This is a genomic window from Variovorax sp. CF313 (assembly GCF_000282635.1).
Taxonomy (GTDB): Bacteria; Pseudomonadota; Gammaproteobacteria; order Burkholderiales; family Burkholderiaceae_C; genus Variovorax.
Genome location: NZ_AKIW01000002.1, coordinates 1 through 14216, shown reverse-complemented (window position 1 = coordinate 14216; position 14216 = coordinate 1). Strand labels below are relative to the sequence as shown.

The window sequence follows — 14216 nt, the reverse complement described above, 5'->3', positions numbered from 1 at the left end:
TGTGCTCAGCGGCCCAGCCAGGACGGCTTGCGCTTCTGCAGGAAGGCCTGCACGCCTTCACGGCCTTCCTCGCTCGCGCGGATGTCGGCGATGCCTTCGACGGTCTTCGCGATCAGCGCGTCGTCGATCTCGCGGCCGGCCACGTCGGCGATCAGTTGCTTGCACGCGCGCACGGCGGCCGGACTTGCACCGGTCAACGCCTTCACGAGTTCGTCGACCTTGGCATCGAGCGCATCGGCGGCAACCACTTCATGCACGAAGCCGATGCGATGCGCTTCGGACGCAGTGAAGCGCTCGGCCGTGAGGAAGTAGCGCTGCGACGCGCGGGTGCCCATGGCGCGCAGCACGTAGGGGCTGATGGTCGCGGGCACGAGGCCGATCTTCACTTCGCTCAGGCAGTACCAGGCCGTGTCCACGCTCACGGCCATGTCGCAGGCCGCGACCAGCCCCATGCCGCCCGCATACACGTCACCCTGCACGCGCGCGATGGTGGGCTTGGGGCACTCGGCGATGGTGCGCAGCATGGCGGCCAGCTTGCCCGCATCGGCGATGTTCTCGTCGCGCGTGTAGTCGGCCATGCGGCGCATCCAGTTGAGGTTGGCGCCCGCACAGAAGGCCGGGCCGTTCGCGCCGAGCACGATGGCTTTCACCTGCGGCGCGGCGCCGGCTTCGGTGAAGGCCTGCGTCAGCTCTGCGATGACGACATCGTCGAAGGCGTTGCGGGCATCGGGCTGGTCGAGCCAGATGCGGGCGACGGCGCCTTCTATTTGGAGATCGAGTTTTTCGAAATCACTCATGGAGTACGTGCGTCCTGTTGAATCCTGGAGAGTTGGTTGACGCGGCCGATGCGCTGGCGCGGGTCGGACTTCCACACCACGCGATCGTCCACGGCATAGAGCCAGCAGGTCTTTCCTTCGCGTTCGCAGGTGTTCAGGACATCGGCCATCGCCGCACCGCCGGAAGCGAAGGCCGCGCTGCCATCGGCCGCGACGGCAAAGGCGCGCGGCAGGGGCAAGGCAAGGAATCCAAGATAGCGGTCCCTGCTCTGCTCACGCACGGGCACCACGGAGGAATCGTTGACGTCGGCAAAGTGGCTGTCGGTCGGCAACCTGTAGAGATTGGCGACGGGACCCTCGGTTGCCACTTTGCGTTCGGCTGCAGCAGGCTTGGGCTTCTGATAGACCACGGTGTAATCGACCGCGTAGACACTGCACTCCCCGTGGTGGCGCTCTGTGCAATATTCCAGCGCCCGCTGCGTCGGATCCGACGGCCGGTTGATGTCGCGCGGCACCAGGCCATCAGCCCAGTGGACCCAGGAACTGTCGCCAGACCGCCGAATGACGAGGGTCCGCGGTGGCTTGCTCTGCAGGAATTTCTGATACGCCGTACGACCTTCCGCGTTCAGCCCCGGAACGGCATCGACGTCATCGACCCCGACACTTGCTGTCGCCATCGCGCCGCCATCGCCCCCCGCCACTCCGCGCAGATGCACTTCAGCGCTTCCGGTGCCCGCATGGCATTCATAGGCCCCGGGCGTCGACAGCAGGGCGCCTTCGTAAAAACTCTCGACCTGCGTCACCGTGTGCACGCCACGCGCCCGCGCCGCCTGGGCCAGCGCCACCAGCGTATTGCGCATGGCCTCGCGGCAGGTCTCTTCGTCGCTGCGGATCACCGGCCGGCCGTCGCCGTAGCGCTGCGTGGTGGAGTACGGCCGGGCATAGCTTTCGGCCTTGAGCATCTGCGACTGCGACACCAGGGGCTGCGGCGTGGCGGCAAAGCGAAGCTGCACGTCGTTGCCGATGGCCTCGCGCGTGGCGGGCTGCTGCATCACCGGATAGATGGGCAGCACCAGCCGCGTGTCGCGGGCAAGCGCGGGCATGGCCAATGTCGCCAGGCAAGCAGAAAGCACGAGAAAGCCGACTCCCAGCTGACTTGTACCAAGGGGTTTCGAGATCATGGGATCACTTCCTGTTCGAAGCCGGCGGAGGCCGACTTACATGCGGAAGATACCGAATTTCGGTTCTGGAATGGGTGCGTTGCGCGCGGCCGCGAGGCCCAGCGCCAGCACCCGCCGCGTATCCGCCGGATCGATGATCCCGTCATCCCACAGCCGCGCGGTCGCGTAGTAAGGATGGCCCTGGTCTTCGTACTGCTGGCGGATCGGGGCCTTGAAGGCTTCTTCCTCTTCCTTGCTCCAGCTGCCGCCCTTGAGTTCGATGCCGTCGCGCTTCACCGTAGCCAGCACGCTCGCGGCCTGTTCGCCGCCCATCACGCTGATGCGTGCGTTGGGCCACATCCAGAGGAAGCGCGGGCTGTAGGCGCGGCCGCACATGCCGTAGTTGCCGGCGCCGAAGCTGCCGCCGATGATGATCGTGAACTTGGGCACGTTGGCCGTGGCCACGGCCGTCACCATCTTGGCGCCGTGGCGCGCAATGCCTTCGTTCTCGTACTTGCGGCCCACCATGAAGCCGGTGATGTTCTGCAGGAACACCAGCGGGATCTTGCGCTGGCAGCACAGTTCGATGAAGTGCGCGCCCTTCTGCGCCGACTCGCTGAACAGGATGCCGTTGTTGGCGACGATGCCCACGGGCATGCCCTCGATCTCGGCGAAGCCGCAGACCAGCGTGGCGCCGAAGCGCGCTTTGAACTCGTGGAACTCGCTGCCGTCGACGATGCGCGCAATGATCTCGCGCACGTCGAAGGGCTTGCGCGTGTCGGTGGGAATCACGCCATAGAGTTCTTCGCGCGGGAATGCAGGTGCGCGCACCGGGGTGTTCGCCGGCGTTGCCGCCGCGGCCTTCGCGTTGAGGTTGGCCACCGCCGAGCGCGCGAGCGCCAGCGCGTGCAGGTCGTTCTGTGCGAGGTGGTCGACCACGCCCGACAGACGCGTGTGCACGTCGCCGCCGCCCAGGTCTTCGGCCGTCACGACCTCGCCGGTGGCGGCCTTCACGAGCGGCGGGCCGCCCAGGAAGATGGTGCCCTGGTTCTTCACGATGATCGATTCGTCGCTCATCGCCGGCACGTAGGCGCCGCCGGCCGTGCACGAGCCCATGACCACCGCGATCTGCGGAATGCCCTGGGCGCTCATGTTGGCCTGGTTGAAGAAGATGCGGCCGAAGTGGTCGCGGTCCGGGAACACCTCGTCCTGGTTCGGCAGGTTGGCGCCGCCCGAGTCGACGAGGTAGATGCAGGGCAGGCGGTTCTGCTCGGCGATCTCCTGCGCGCGCAGGTGCTTCTTGACCGTCATCGGGTAGTAGGTGCCGCCCTTCACGGTCGCGTCGTTGCACACGATCATGCAGTCGACCCCGTTCACGCGGCCGATGCCCGCGATGAGGCCGGCGCCCGGCGCCGACTCCACGCCCTTGCCGTCGAGGTACATCGCATGCGCGGCCAGCGGCGCGATCTCGAGGAAGGGCGTGCCCGGGTCGAGCAGCTCGGCGACGCGGTCGCGCGGCAGCAGCTTGCCGCGCGACGTGTGCTTGGCGCGCGCGGCCTCGCCGCCGCCTTGCTCCACTTTGGCGAACTGCTGGCGCAGGTCGTCGACCAGCGCGCGCATCGCTGCGGCATTGGCCTGGAAGTCGGCCGAACGGGCATTCAGTTTGGTTTCGAGTTGGCTCATGCTGTCTTTTCTTGGCTGAGGCCGAGTTGCTCGGTCATGGCATCGCGGATCTTGAATTTCTGGATCTTGCCGGTCACCGTCATCGGGAACTCGGTGACGAACTGGATGTACTTCGGCACCTTGTAGTGCGCGATCTGGCCCTTGCAGAAATCGCGGATCTCGGTGTCGGTTGCGGTCTGGCCGGGCTTGACGATGATCCAGGCGCAGAGTTCTTCGCCGTACTTTTTATCGGGCAGGCCGACCACCTGCACGTCCTGCACCTTCGGGTGGCGATACAGGAATTCTTCGATCTCGCGCGGGTAGATGTTCTCGCCGCCACGGATCACCAGGTCCTTGATGCGGCCGACGATGTTGACGTAGCCCTCGGCGTCCATGGTGGCGAGGTCGCCGGTGTGCATCCAGTGCTCGGCGTCGATGGCTTCGCGCGTCTTCGGCTCGTCTTCCCAGTAGCCGTGCATCACCGAGTAGCCGCGCGTGCAGAGCTCGCCCGATTTTCCGACCGGCATGATCGCGCCGGTCTCGGCGTCGACGATCTTCACTTCGAGGTGCGGCTGCACGGTGCCCACGGTCGACACGCGGCGGTCCAGCGGCGTGTCGGTGCTGCTCTGGCAGCTCACGGGGCTGGTCTCGGTCATGCCGTAGGCGATGGTGATTTCGCTCAGGTGCATCTCGCTGACCACGCGCTTCATCACCTCGATCGGGCACGGCGAGCCGGCCATGATGCCGGTGCGCAGCGTGGACAGGTCGAACTCCTTGAAGCGCGGATGGTCGAGCTCGGCGATGAACATCGTGGGCACGCCGTGCAGGCCGGTGCACTTCTCGGCCTGCACCGTCTCGAGCACGGCGAGCGGGTCGAAGCCGTCGTTCGGGTACACGATGGCCGAGCCGTGCGTGAGGCAGGCGAGGTTGCCCAGCACCATGCCGAAGCAGTGATAGAGCGGCACCGGAATGCACAGCCTGTCGACGGGCGACAGCTTCATGCACTCGCCGATGAAGAAGCCGTTGTTCAGGATGTTGCGATGCGTAAGCGTCGCGCCCTTTGGAAAGCCCGTGGTGCCGCTGGTGAACTGGATGTTGATCGGATCGGTGGCTTTGAGCGTCTTCTGCACCTGTCCCACGCGCGGATCGGCGGCATCGCCGCTCGCGAGCAGCTGCGAGAAGCGCTGCATGCCGGGCTGCTCGTCACCCTGGCCGGGCTTGTCGATCCAGAAGGTGTGCAGCAATTGCGGCAGGCGCTGGGGGCCGAGTTCGCGCAGCATGCCGAGGTAGTCGCTGGTCTTGAACTGCGCCATCGTCACCAGCGCCTTGCAGCCGACCTTGTTGAGCGCGTATTCGAGCTCGGAGGTCCGGTAGGCGGGGTTGATGTTGACGAGGATCAGGCCGACCTTGGCGGTGGCGATCTGCATCAGCACCCACGCGACGTTGTTGTGCGACCAGATGCCGACACGGTCGCCGGGGGCGAGGCCGAGGTTCAGCAAGGCGCCGGCGAGGCGGTTCGATTCGGTCTGCAGCTCGCGGTAGGTGAAGCGCTGGCCTTCATGGCGGCTGACGAGCGCCTCGCGGTCGGGCTGCTTCGCAACCATGTCGTCGAAGAAGTCGCCGATGGTCTGTCCGATGAGGGGGACGTCGGTGGCGCCCTTGCCGTAGCTCTCGGTCAGTGCTGCAGTCATGTTCATTTCCTTGTCTCCGTTTGTCTTGCTCCTTCCCCCTCTGGGGGAAGGCTGGGATGGGGGCTCGCGGCGCCTGTTCGGTGCAGTGCCTCATCGAACGCCGCTTGCCCCCACCCCCGCCCTCCCCCAGAGGGGGAGGGAGAAAAACATCCTAGGCCGTTTCCGAAAACAGCTCGCGCCCGATCAGCATCCGCCGGATCTCGCTGGTGCCGGCCCCGATCTCGTACAGCTTGGCATCGCGCCACAGCCGTTCCACCGGAAACTCCTTCGTGTATCCCACGCCGCCCAGCGCCTGGATCGCCTCGCCGGCCATCCACGTGGCCTTCTCGGCCGAGTACAGGATGGCGCCGGCCGCGTCCTTGCGGAAGGTGCGCGCATGGTCGTTGCGGTCGCAGGCCTTGCCCACGGCATACACGTAGGCGCGCGTGGCCTGCCACGTCGAATACATGTCGGCCAGCTTGCCCTGCATGAGCTGGAACTCGCCGATGCTCTGGCCGAACTGCTTGCGCTCGTGGATGAAGGGCAGCACCGCGTCCATGCACGCCGCCATGATGCCCAGCGGGCCGCCCGAGAGCACGGCGCGTTCGTAGTCGAGGCCGCTCATCAGCACCTTCGCGCCCATGCCTTCGCCGCCGAGCACGTTCTCTTCGGGCACTTCGCAGTTGTCGAAGAACAGCGGGAAGGTGTTGGAGCCGCGCATGCCGAGCTTGTCGAGCTTGGTGCCGGCCGAAAAACCTTTGAAGTTCTTTTCGACGATGAAGGCCGTCATGCCGCGCGCGCCCATCTCGGGTTCGGTCTTGGCGTAGATGACCAGCGTGTCGGCGTCGCCGCCGTTGGTGATCCACATCTTGCCGCCGTTGAGCACGTAGTAGCCGTTTTTCTTCTCGGCCTTGAGCTTCATGCTCACCACGTCGGAGCCGGCGTTGGGCTCGCTCATGGCCAGCGCGCCGACGTGCTCGCCGCTCACCAGCCTGGGCAGGTATTTTTTCTTCTGCGCCTCGCTGCCGTTGCGGTGGATCTGGTTCACGCACAGGTTGGAGTGCGCGCCGTACGACAGGCCCACCGAGGCCGAGGCGCGCGAGACCTCTTCCATCGCCACGATGTGCGCCAGGTAGCCCAGCTCGGTGCCGCCGTACTCTTCCTTCACCGTCATGCCGTGCAGGCCGAGCTCGCCGAGCTTCTGCCAGAGGTCGTGCGGGAACAGGTTGTCGCGGTCGATGGCGGCGGCGCGGGGTGCGATCTCGTGGGCGGCGAAGTCCTGGATCGCGCTGCGCAGCGAGTCGATGTCCTCGCCCAGGTCGAAGTTCAGGCCGGGATCGTGCATGTGTCTTGTCTCCTCTGAAGGGTCTGCGCAGTGCTACCCGCGCTGGATGGCGCTTGCGAAAGATCGCAGCTTACGCCTCGCTGTTTCGCAATTGGCGCCACAATGGTTGCAAATTGCGCCACGCCCGATCCGCATATCCATGTCGTCCCCGTCCTTCCTGAGACCTGCCCGCGCCGTCACGCCGATGGCCTTCGTGCGAGCCATCGTGCAGGGCTACGAGCGCTACGGCAAAGACCCGGCCGAGGCCCTGAAAGCGGCACAGATCACGCCGCGCGATCTGGCCCGCCCGGGCGCGCGGGTCACGGCCGCGCAGTTCGAGGCGCTGTCGGGCCATGCCATGCAGGAGCTCGACGACGAGGCGCTGGGCTGGTTCTCGCGGCGCCTGCCCTGGGGCAGCTACGGCATGCTGTGCCGTGCCTCGCTGACCTCGCCCGACCTGGGCGTGGCCATCAAGCGCTGGTGCCGCCACCACCGGCTGCTGACCGAGGACATCGGCCTGGCGCTCGAGGTGGCGGGCGGCGTGGCCACCTTGCGCATCACCGAGAACCGCCCGCTCGACGATGCCTTCCGCGAGTTCTGCCTCGTGACCAGCCTGCGCTTCATGCACGGCTACATGTGCTGGGCCATCGACTCGCGCATCTCGCTGCGCAGCGCGACCTTTCCATTTGCCGCGCCGCCGCACCGCGACGCCTACGCGCCGATGTTCACGCCCGAGGTTCGCTTCGACGCGCCCAAGGCCGGCATCAGCTTCGACGAACGCTACCTCGCCCTGCCGCTGCAGCGCGACGAACGCGCGCTGCGCACCATGCTCAAGCGGGCGCTGCCACTGACCATCCTGCAGTACCGGCGCGACCGCCTGCTGGGCCAGCGCGTGCGCGAGCTGCTGCGTTCGCGTGCGAGCGAGGCCACCACGGCCGAGGCGCTGGCTGCGCTGCTCAACGTGTCGAGCCGCACGCTGCACCGGCAGCTGCACGAGGAAGGCACGTCGCTGCAGGTGCTCAAGAACGAGGTGCGCCACGAGGTCGCCGTGGAACAGTTGCGGCGCACGACGCGCCCCATCAAGCAGGTGGCGCTGGCGGTGGGGTTTCGCAACGAGAAGAGTTTTTCGCGCGCATTCCTGCAATGGACAGGGCATGCGCCGCGCGACTTCCGGCAGCGGGGGCTGTAGGCAGCCCCCGCCGTGCTCAGGCGGCTGGGGCGTCGATCAGCGCGAGCGCGTCGGCAATCGACTGGCTGTCTTCCGGACGCACCAGCTTCGCGACTTCCTTGCCGTCACGCATGAACACCAGCGTGGGCCAGAGCCGCACGTTGAACGAGCGGCCCAGCGGGCGGCCGCTTCCGTCTTCCACCTTGATGCGGCGCACGCCCGGGTACTTGGCAAAGGCCTCGGCGATATTCGGCTGCGCGGCCTTGCAGATGCCGCACCAGTTGGTGCCGAACTCGACCACGGCGGGGCCGGCGAGTGCATCGATTTCGCTGCGATCGGGCTGCTCGGTCTTGTATTCGGAATTCATGCCCTTCATTCCACCAGAAACTCAGGCCGCCTGCAGGCCATAGCCCGAAAGCAGCGCCGGCAGTTCAGCCATGTCGCTGAACACCTTGACCGCGCCCACGCTCAGCAACGGGCCGGGGCCGCTGTGGCCCGATTCGCCCGTGCTGTAGCCGAACACCGTGGCACCGGCGGCCACGCCCGCCATCGCACCGGTGACGGTGTCTTCGACGATGGCGCAGCGCTTCGGATCGACCCCGAGGGCTTCAGCGGCGGCGAGGTAGACATCGGGATGCGGCTTGGAGCGCGGCATCTCGTGGCCGCTGAAGATGCGGCCCTCGAAACAGTCGAGCAGGCCGACCTTGGCCAGCTGCAGCTCGACCTTGTGGCGGTCGGCACCCGAGGCACAGGCAATGCGGCCCTTGAGCCTTGCATGGATGTCCCGGATGGCCGCAGGGGCGTTGGGTATCGCCGTGAGAGTGCGTTCGAGGGCTTCGTTGCGGCGCGCCCGGAACGCCTTCAGCCACTCGGCGGTGATGGCGAAGCCCGTCTTCGATTCGATGAGGGCGGCTTCGTCCTTCACGGCCTTGCCGGTGAAGGTGTTCATCGACTCTTCGGTGGTGATGTGCCAACCGAGTTCGCCGAGCATTTCGGCGAGCACGCGGTTGGTGATGGGTTCGGAATCGACGAGAACGCCGTCGCAGTCGAAGAGAACTGCGGAGAAGGGGAAGAGGGTCATTGCGCTGCAGGGTTCGGGGGAGTTCCCCATGGTAGCAACGACCCCGGGCGCGCTCAGGCCGCCGGCTTGATCGGGATGTAGATTTCGCCCCCGCCCGCCATGAATTCCCTGGACTTCTGCTCCATCCCGTCGGCCAGGGCCTCGGCCTCGGCCACGCCCTTCTTCGCGGCGTACTCTCGGACCTCCTGCGTGATCTTCATCGAGCAGAACTTCGGGCCGCACATCGAGCAGAAGTGAGCGACCTTGCTGGAGTCCTTCGGCAGCGTCTCGTCATGGAATTCGCGCGCCGTGTCCGGATCGAGGCCCAGGTTGAACTGGTCCTGCCAGCGGAACTCGAAGCGCGCCTTGCTCAGCGCGTCGTCGCGCGAGCGTGCGCCCGGATGGCCCTTTGCCACGTCGGCCGCATGCGCGGCGATCTTGTACGCAATGATCCCCTGCTTCACGTCGTCGCGGTCGGGCAGGCCCAGGTGTTCCTTGGGCGTCACGTAGCAAAGCATCGCGGTGCCGGCCCAGCCGATCATCGCGGCGCCGATGGCGCTCGAGATGTGGTCGTAGCCCGGCGCGATGTCGATGGTCAGCGGGCCGAGCGTATAGAACGGCGCCTCGTGGCAATGCTTGATCTGCTCGTCCATATTGGCCTGGATCATGTGCATCGGCACGTGGCCCGGGCCTTCGATCATGGTCTGCACGTCGTGCTTCCATGCGACCTGCGTGAGCTCGCCCAGCGTGCGCAGCTCGGCGAACTGCGCTTCGTCGTTGGCATCGGCGCCCGAGCCCGGCCGCAGGCCGTCGCCCAGCGAGAAGCTCACGTCGTACGCCTTCATGATGTCGCAGATGTCCTCGAAGCGCTCGTACAGGAAGCTCTCCTTGTGGTGCGCGATGCACCACTTGGCCATGATCGAACCGCCGCGCGAGACGATGCCGGTCATGCGGTCGGCCGTCAGGTGGATGAATGGCAGCCGCACGCCCGCGTGGATGGTGAAGTAGTCGATGCCCTGCTCCGCCTGCTCGATCAGCGTGTCGCGGAAGATCTCCCAGGTCAGGTCCTCGGCCACGCCGCCCACCTTCTCGAGCGCCTGGTAGATCGGCACGGTGCCGATGGGCACCGGCGAGTTGCGCACGATCCAGTCGCGCGTGGTGTGGATGTTCTTGCCGGTCGAAAGATCCATCACGTTGTCGGCGCCCCAGCGGATCGCCCACACGAGCTTCTCGACCTCTTCCTCGATGCTCGACGTGACGGCGGAGTTGCCGATGTTGGCGTTGATCTTGACCTTGAAGTTGCGGCCGATGGCCATCGGCTCGACTTCGGGGTGGTTGATGTTGGCCGGAATGATGGCGCGGCCGCGCGCCACCTCGTCGCGCACGAACTCGGGCGTGATGATGCGCGGAATCTGCGCGCCCATCGGGTTGCCGGCCACGCGCTTCGCGCGCGCCTCGTTGGCGAGGTATTCGGCCATCCACTCGCGCTTGCCGTTCTCGCGCAATGCCACGTATTCCATCTCGGGCGTGACGATGCCGCGGCGCGCGTAGTGCATCTGCGTGACATTGGCACCCGACTTGGCGCGGCGCGGCGTGCGCTGCAATGCGGAAGCTCCGGCGCGCAGTTCGGCCAGGCGCTGGGCGTCGTGGTCATGCGCATGCTTCAGGCCTTCGTCGAGCGCCTGGTGCGAACGGCCTTCGTAGATCTCGGTGTCGTTGCGCTCGGCGATCCATGCATCGCGCACGCCAGGCAGGCCGCGGCGCACGTCGATCTCGACCTTGGCATCGGTGTACGGGCCGGAGGTGTCGTAGAGCGACACGGTCTCGCCGTTGGTCAGCAGCACGTCGCGCACGGGCACGTTCAGGTCGGGCCGGCTGCCCGGGATCAGGCACTTGTGCGACGCGGGAAAGGGCTCGCGCGTGAGCGAAAGCAGCGAGGTGAACTTGTCGGGGGCATTCATGGCAGGCACTCCTTGTTGAGGAAAGGGTGCTCCGCAATCGCTCGGTGGGCTTTGGAGAAACCCGTCACGGAAGGGGGAGTGACGGACCGAAGCCAGGGAGTGCAGCTCTTCTTACGCCGGTATGACCCGGATCAAGTTCGCGGGTCGGCTGCTTTGCCATCTCAGCACGCCACATGCGTACACCCCGGAGCGGGGCCGATTGTGCGGGCCTGCGCCCGGCGCGTCAACCCAGGGGCTGCTGCAGGTCGCCGTCCAGGTAGTACCAGCGCCCGTCCTCGCGCACGAAGCGGCTGCGCTCGTGCAGGCGCGTGGCGGCGCCCGTGGCCGCGCTGCGCTGGCGCGCGACGAATTCGATCTCGGCATGGTCCGCGTCGAGCACCGAGCGCGAGCGGATGTCCAGCCCCAGCCATTTGACGCCCGGCTCGAACTCGATCGAGGCCGGCCGCTTCGACGCATGCCAGGTGGCGAGCAGGTAGTCGCCGCGCTCCAGCACGAAGGCCGAATAGCGCGAGCGCATCAGCGATTCGGCGTCGGGCGCGGGCGTATTCTGGAAATCGTCGAGGTAGCGGCCGCAGCACAGGGCGTAGCCGATGGGCTTGTCGCGGCGGTCGGTGCGGCCGCAGGGGCAAGGTCCGGTGGTGGGATCGATGGCGCTCATGGAGACCGCTATTGGAACACCTCGCGGCCCGGGTGCCGACAGGGCAAGCCCCGAAACCGGTCGATCGGGCGCGTTTGCGCTGCCGCGCGGGGTTCCTGCGGGCATTCACCCTTGGCGCGGCGCTTGCTGGACGCTAGGGTCTGTCATCAATCAAACGCCCTCGCGAACCCCTGCTGCGCGGTGCAGGGGTTCCCTCCGGGCTGGCCCCGCCATACGGCGTCTGCTTTATCGGCCGGCTTGCCCATGGGTGGCCATGGGCCGCGCCGCCCTCCGCACATCCACCGCATGGCGGGGCCAGCGCGAGGGCGTTTGATTGATGACAGACCCTAGCGCTGCAACGACCCCATCGAGAAAACCGGCGATGTACCTCACAGGCACTGAACAGCACGCCCTGCGCGGCGTTTTCGCGCTGCTGGCGGAAGACGACCACGGCGAACGGGAGATTCGCGAGCATCTGGGCCGGGCCCTGCTCGACCTGCTGCACGCGGACCAGTTCGCCTCCTTCGTGTGGGATGCCGGGAGCGGCAACTTCGGCGCGCGCGTGGCGCTGCACATGGACCCTGCCAACCTCGACCGCTACGCGCAGTGGCATCAGCACCACGACCCGATCACCTTCGTGCTGCAGTCGCGCCGCCGCGCCACGCGCGTGACGGAGGTGATGCCGCAGCGCGAACTGATGCGCACCCCCTTCTTCAACGACTTTCTCGCGCGCGACGGGCTGCACTGGGGCATGAACCTGCACGCCTTCGAGGGCGGGCGCGCACTGGGCGACCTGCGCATCTGGCGCCGCAAGGGCCGCGGCGATTTCGGCGATCACGAGAAGGCGCTGCTGGACCTGATCGAGCCGGCGTTCGCGGGCGCCCTGCAACGGGCGCAGCGCGCGGCGGCTTCGGCCGCGGCAGTGCCCGCGCCCGCCGCATGGACTTTGCTCAGTGCACGCGAGCAGGAAGTGGCCCGCTGCGTGCGCGAAGGGCTCACCGACAAGGAGATCGCGCGTCGCCTCGCAGTAGGCGTGCCCACCGTGCGGACCTACCTGCGGCGCATCTTCGACAAGCTGGGCATCGAGCGTCGCTCGGCGCTGGCAGGCTGGGTGGCGCCGCCCGCGCGCTGACCCGGCGCGCTTACTTCGGCGCCGGCAGGCGGCCCAGTACTTTTTCCACCGCGAGGCCCACGGCCAGCAGCCTGCGGTCGCTGCCGGCCGGCCCGTCCAGCTCCAGGCCCACGGGCAGGCCGCTGGTGGCGCCAAGGCCGGAGGGCAGCTGCACGCCCGGAATGCCGGCATTGCTGCCGGGGTCGGTGTTCCGGATCAGCGCGCCGAAGTTCTCGGGGCTGCTGGCTTCGGGCGCCGCGGCCAGCGCCACGCCGGGCACCGTCGGGAACACCAGCGCATCGAGCCTGTGCTTCGCGAAGGTGTCGCGGTAGAGCTTGCGCAGCGCGGGGCGAGCGACGCGCATCGCGTGCTCGTAGGCCGGCCTGGCGTCGACCACGCCGCTGGCGGCGGGCAGCTTGCGCGGGACAACGAAGGCCTCGAAGGTGCCCTTGACGTCGGGGCTCGCAATGCCGGCCGTGAGCTGCGCGATGTCGATGCCCGTGCGGTACTTCGCGAGGTAGGCCGCCATGTCGTCGTACGCCTCGTAGAGCGCGAGCGGGAAGCCGACCGCGCCGTTGAGCTCCATCAGCCCCGGCATGTCCACGTCCACCAGCGTGGCGCCGGCCGCGCGCAGTTTCGCGAAAGCGGCGTCGGTGGCGGCGCGCGTGTCGGTGTCGAGGCCGGCCTGGAAGGCGGGCACCACGCCGAGCCGCACCCGCTTCAGATCGGCCGGCTTCAGCGGAGCGCCGCCGGCAATGATGCTGTCGAGCAGCGCCACGTCGGCCATCGATTGCGCCATCGGCCCTGCGGTGTCGCGCGTGTGCGAGATCGGCGCAATGCCTTGCTGCGGATAGCGCCCCACCGTGGGGCGCAGCGACGCGCAGCCGTTGAACGCACACGGAATGCGCACCGACCCGCCCGTGTCGGTGCCCAGCGCGGCCGGCGCCATGCGCGCGCCCAGCGCGGCGCCATTGCCCGACGACGAGCCGCCCGCGATGCGGCTCGGGTCGTAGGCATTGCGCACGCCCACCTCGGGGCCGGTCTGGAACGCGGGGTTGTAGCCGGTGACGCCGAAGGCCAGCTCGTGCATGTTCGTCTTGCCGAGCACGACGGCGCCGGCCGCGCGCAGCCTGGCGACCACCGGCGCGTCGGCGGTCGGCACGAACCCCTTGAGCGCGGGCGTGCCGGCTGTCGCGGGCAGGCCCCGCACCTGGATGTTGTCCTTGATGGCCACCGGCAGCCCGGCCAGCGGCGTGCAGGCGCCGCCGCGCTTGCGCAGTGCATCGGCGGCGCGCGCGGCTGCCAGGGCGCCGGCTTCGTCGAGCGTGACGAAGGCGTTGAGGTTCGCCTTGGCCTTGGCCTGCGCGAGGTAGGCCGACACCAATTGCTCGCTGGTGACGGTGCCGGCGCACAACTGCCGCACGGCTTCGGTCGCGGTCAGTGTGGCGATATCGGGGACGGCAGGCTGGGCATTGGCGCAGGGGCCGAGCGCAGCGGCGAGCGGCAATGCCGCAAGCCATGCGGCGCGGGAGACGGGGGTGGCAGAAGTCATGGCAAGGCACTCCGTGAAAGAGGCAGCCATGGTGCGCCGGCGCGGGGCGCCTGTCTGTCATCCAAACCGATGACAGACAGGCGGCGTCGCTCACGCGAGAGCGCGTTGGATCAACAGCTTCTGGATGTCCGACGT

General features: G+C 67.6%; 12 protein-coding genes. 2 read left to right on the top strand and 10 right to left on the bottom strand.

Annotated features, from left to right (window positions below):
* Nucleotides 1–5 precede the first annotated feature (5 nt).
* The 5 genes from PMI12_RS00475 to PMI12_RS00455 all read right to left on the bottom strand — a co-directional run bounded on the left by PMI12_RS00475 (nt 6) and on the right by PMI12_RS00455 (nt 6613).
* Nucleotides 6–797: an enoyl-CoA hydratase/isomerase family protein gene (locus tag PMI12_RS00475; protein WP_007827833.1), complete on the bottom strand. Its 792-nt coding sequence runs from the start codon at nt 795–797 to the stop codon at nt 6–8.
* Nucleotides 794–1957 carry a hypothetical protein gene (locus PMI12_RS27780; protein ID WP_007827831.1) on the bottom strand — a complete coding sequence of 388 codons (1164 nt, stop codon included), beginning with the start codon at nt 1955–1957 and terminating at the stop codon, nt 794–796. The genes PMI12_RS00475 and PMI12_RS27780 overlap by 4 nt, the downstream gene beginning before the upstream one ends.
* A gap of 36 nt (nt 1958–1993) precedes the next feature.
* Nucleotides 1994–3619: a carboxyl transferase domain-containing protein gene (locus PMI12_RS00465; RefSeq protein WP_007827821.1), complete on the bottom strand. Its 1626-nt coding sequence runs from the start codon at nt 3617–3619 to the stop codon at nt 1994–1996.
* Nucleotides 3616–5295 carry an AMP-binding protein gene (locus PMI12_RS00460; protein WP_081502599.1) on the bottom strand — a complete coding sequence of 560 codons (1680 nt, stop codon included), beginning with the start codon at nt 5293–5295 and terminating at the stop codon, nt 3616–3618. Before PMI12_RS00460 ends, PMI12_RS00465 begins: the two co-directional genes overlap by 4 nt.
* A 145-nt stretch (nt 5296–5440) precedes the next feature.
* Complete coding sequence (locus PMI12_RS00455) at nt 5441–6613, bottom strand: isovaleryl-CoA dehydrogenase (protein WP_007827817.1); 1173 nt, start codon at nt 6611–6613, stop codon at nt 5441–5443.
* A 139-nt stretch (nt 6614–6752) separates the two neighbouring features.
* Here PMI12_RS00455 and PMI12_RS00450 point away from each other — a divergent pair, with 139 nt between their 5' ends.
* Entirely contained in the window at nt 6753–7781 is a 1029-nt protein-coding gene (locus tag PMI12_RS00450; protein ID WP_007827815.1) for an AraC family transcriptional regulator, read from the top strand.
* 16 nt (nt 7782–7797) lie between these two features.
* Here the strand turns inward: PMI12_RS00450 and PMI12_RS00445 are convergent, their stop codons facing one another.
* The 4 genes from PMI12_RS00445 to PMI12_RS00430 form a co-directional block, all read right to left on the bottom strand.
* Nucleotides 7798–8127 (bottom strand): thioredoxin family protein, encoded by a 330-nt coding sequence (locus PMI12_RS00445; protein ID WP_007827813.1) that lies wholly within the window; start codon nt 8125–8127, stop codon nt 7798–7800.
* Between the two features lie 21 nt (nt 8128–8148).
* A complete protein-coding gene (locus PMI12_RS00440; protein ID WP_007827811.1) occupies nt 8149–8841 on the bottom strand; it encodes an HAD family hydrolase in 693 nt (230 codons plus the stop codon).
* 53 nt (nt 8842–8894) lie between these two features.
* Nucleotides 8895–10781: a phosphomethylpyrimidine synthase ThiC gene (gene thiC, locus PMI12_RS00435; RefSeq protein ID WP_007827808.1), complete on the bottom strand. Its 1887-nt coding sequence runs from the start codon at nt 10779–10781 to the stop codon at nt 8895–8897.
* Nucleotides 10782–11004: 223 nt separating this feature from the next.
* A complete protein-coding gene (locus PMI12_RS00430; RefSeq protein ID WP_007827801.1) occupies nt 11005–11439 on the bottom strand; it encodes a YchJ family protein in 435 nt (144 codons plus the stop codon).
* Nucleotides 11440–11800: 361 nt separating this feature from the next.
* On the opposite strand from PMI12_RS00430, the gene PMI12_RS00425 reads away from it, so the two are divergent.
* A complete protein-coding gene (locus tag PMI12_RS00425) occupies nt 11801–12550 on the top strand; it encodes a helix-turn-helix transcriptional regulator (RefSeq protein WP_007827799.1) in 750 nt (249 codons plus the stop codon).
* A gap of 10 nt (nt 12551–12560) precedes the next feature.
* Here PMI12_RS00425 and iaaH read toward each other — a convergent pair whose 3' ends face one another.
* Nucleotides 12561–14081 (bottom strand): indoleacetamide hydrolase, encoded by a 1521-nt coding sequence (gene iaaH, locus PMI12_RS00420; RefSeq protein ID WP_007827782.1) that lies wholly within the window; start codon nt 14079–14081, stop codon nt 12561–12563.
* Between the last annotated feature and the right edge of the window lie 135 nt (nt 14082–14216).

Coding starts and splice junctions, on each gene's coding strand:
- PMI12_RS00465 (WP_007827821.1), bottom strand. CDS start 3,619: ATGAGCCAACTCGAAACCAAACTGAATGCCCGTTCGGCCGACTTCCAG.
- PMI12_RS27780 (WP_007827831.1), bottom strand. CDS start 1,957: ATGATCTCGAAACCCCTTGGTACAAGTCAGCTGGGAGTCGGCTTTCTC.
- PMI12_RS00455 (WP_007827817.1), bottom strand. CDS start 6,613: ATGCACGATCCCGGCCTGAACTTCGACCTGGGCGAGGACATCGACTCG.
- thiC (WP_007827808.1), bottom strand. CDS start 10,781: ATGAATGCCCCCGACAAGTTCACCTCGCTGCTTTCGCTCACGCGCGAG.
- PMI12_RS00440 (WP_007827811.1), bottom strand. CDS start 8,841: ATGACCCTCTTCCCCTTCTCCGCAGTTCTCTTCGACTGCGACGGCGTT.
- PMI12_RS00460 (WP_081502599.1), bottom strand. CDS start 5,295: ATGAACATGACTGCAGCACTGACCGAGAGCTACGGCAAGGGCGCCACC.
- iaaH (WP_007827782.1), bottom strand. CDS start 14,081: ATGACTTCTGCCACCCCCGTCTCCCGCGCCGCATGGCTTGCGGCATTG.
- PMI12_RS00425 (WP_007827799.1), top strand. CDS start 11,801: ATGTACCTCACAGGCACTGAACAGCACGCCCTGCGCGGCGTTTTCGCG.
- PMI12_RS00450 (WP_007827815.1), top strand. CDS start 6,753: ATGTCGTCCCCGTCCTTCCTGAGACCTGCCCGCGCCGTCACGCCGATG.
- PMI12_RS00445 (WP_007827813.1), bottom strand. CDS start 8,127: ATGAATTCCGAATACAAGACCGAGCAGCCCGATCGCAGCGAAATCGAT.
- PMI12_RS00475 (WP_007827833.1), bottom strand. CDS start 797: ATGAGTGATTTCGAAAAACTCGATCTCCAAATAGAAGGCGCCGTCGCC.
- PMI12_RS00430 (WP_007827801.1), bottom strand. CDS start 11,439: ATGAGCGCCATCGATCCCACCACCGGACCTTGCCCCTGCGGCCGCACC.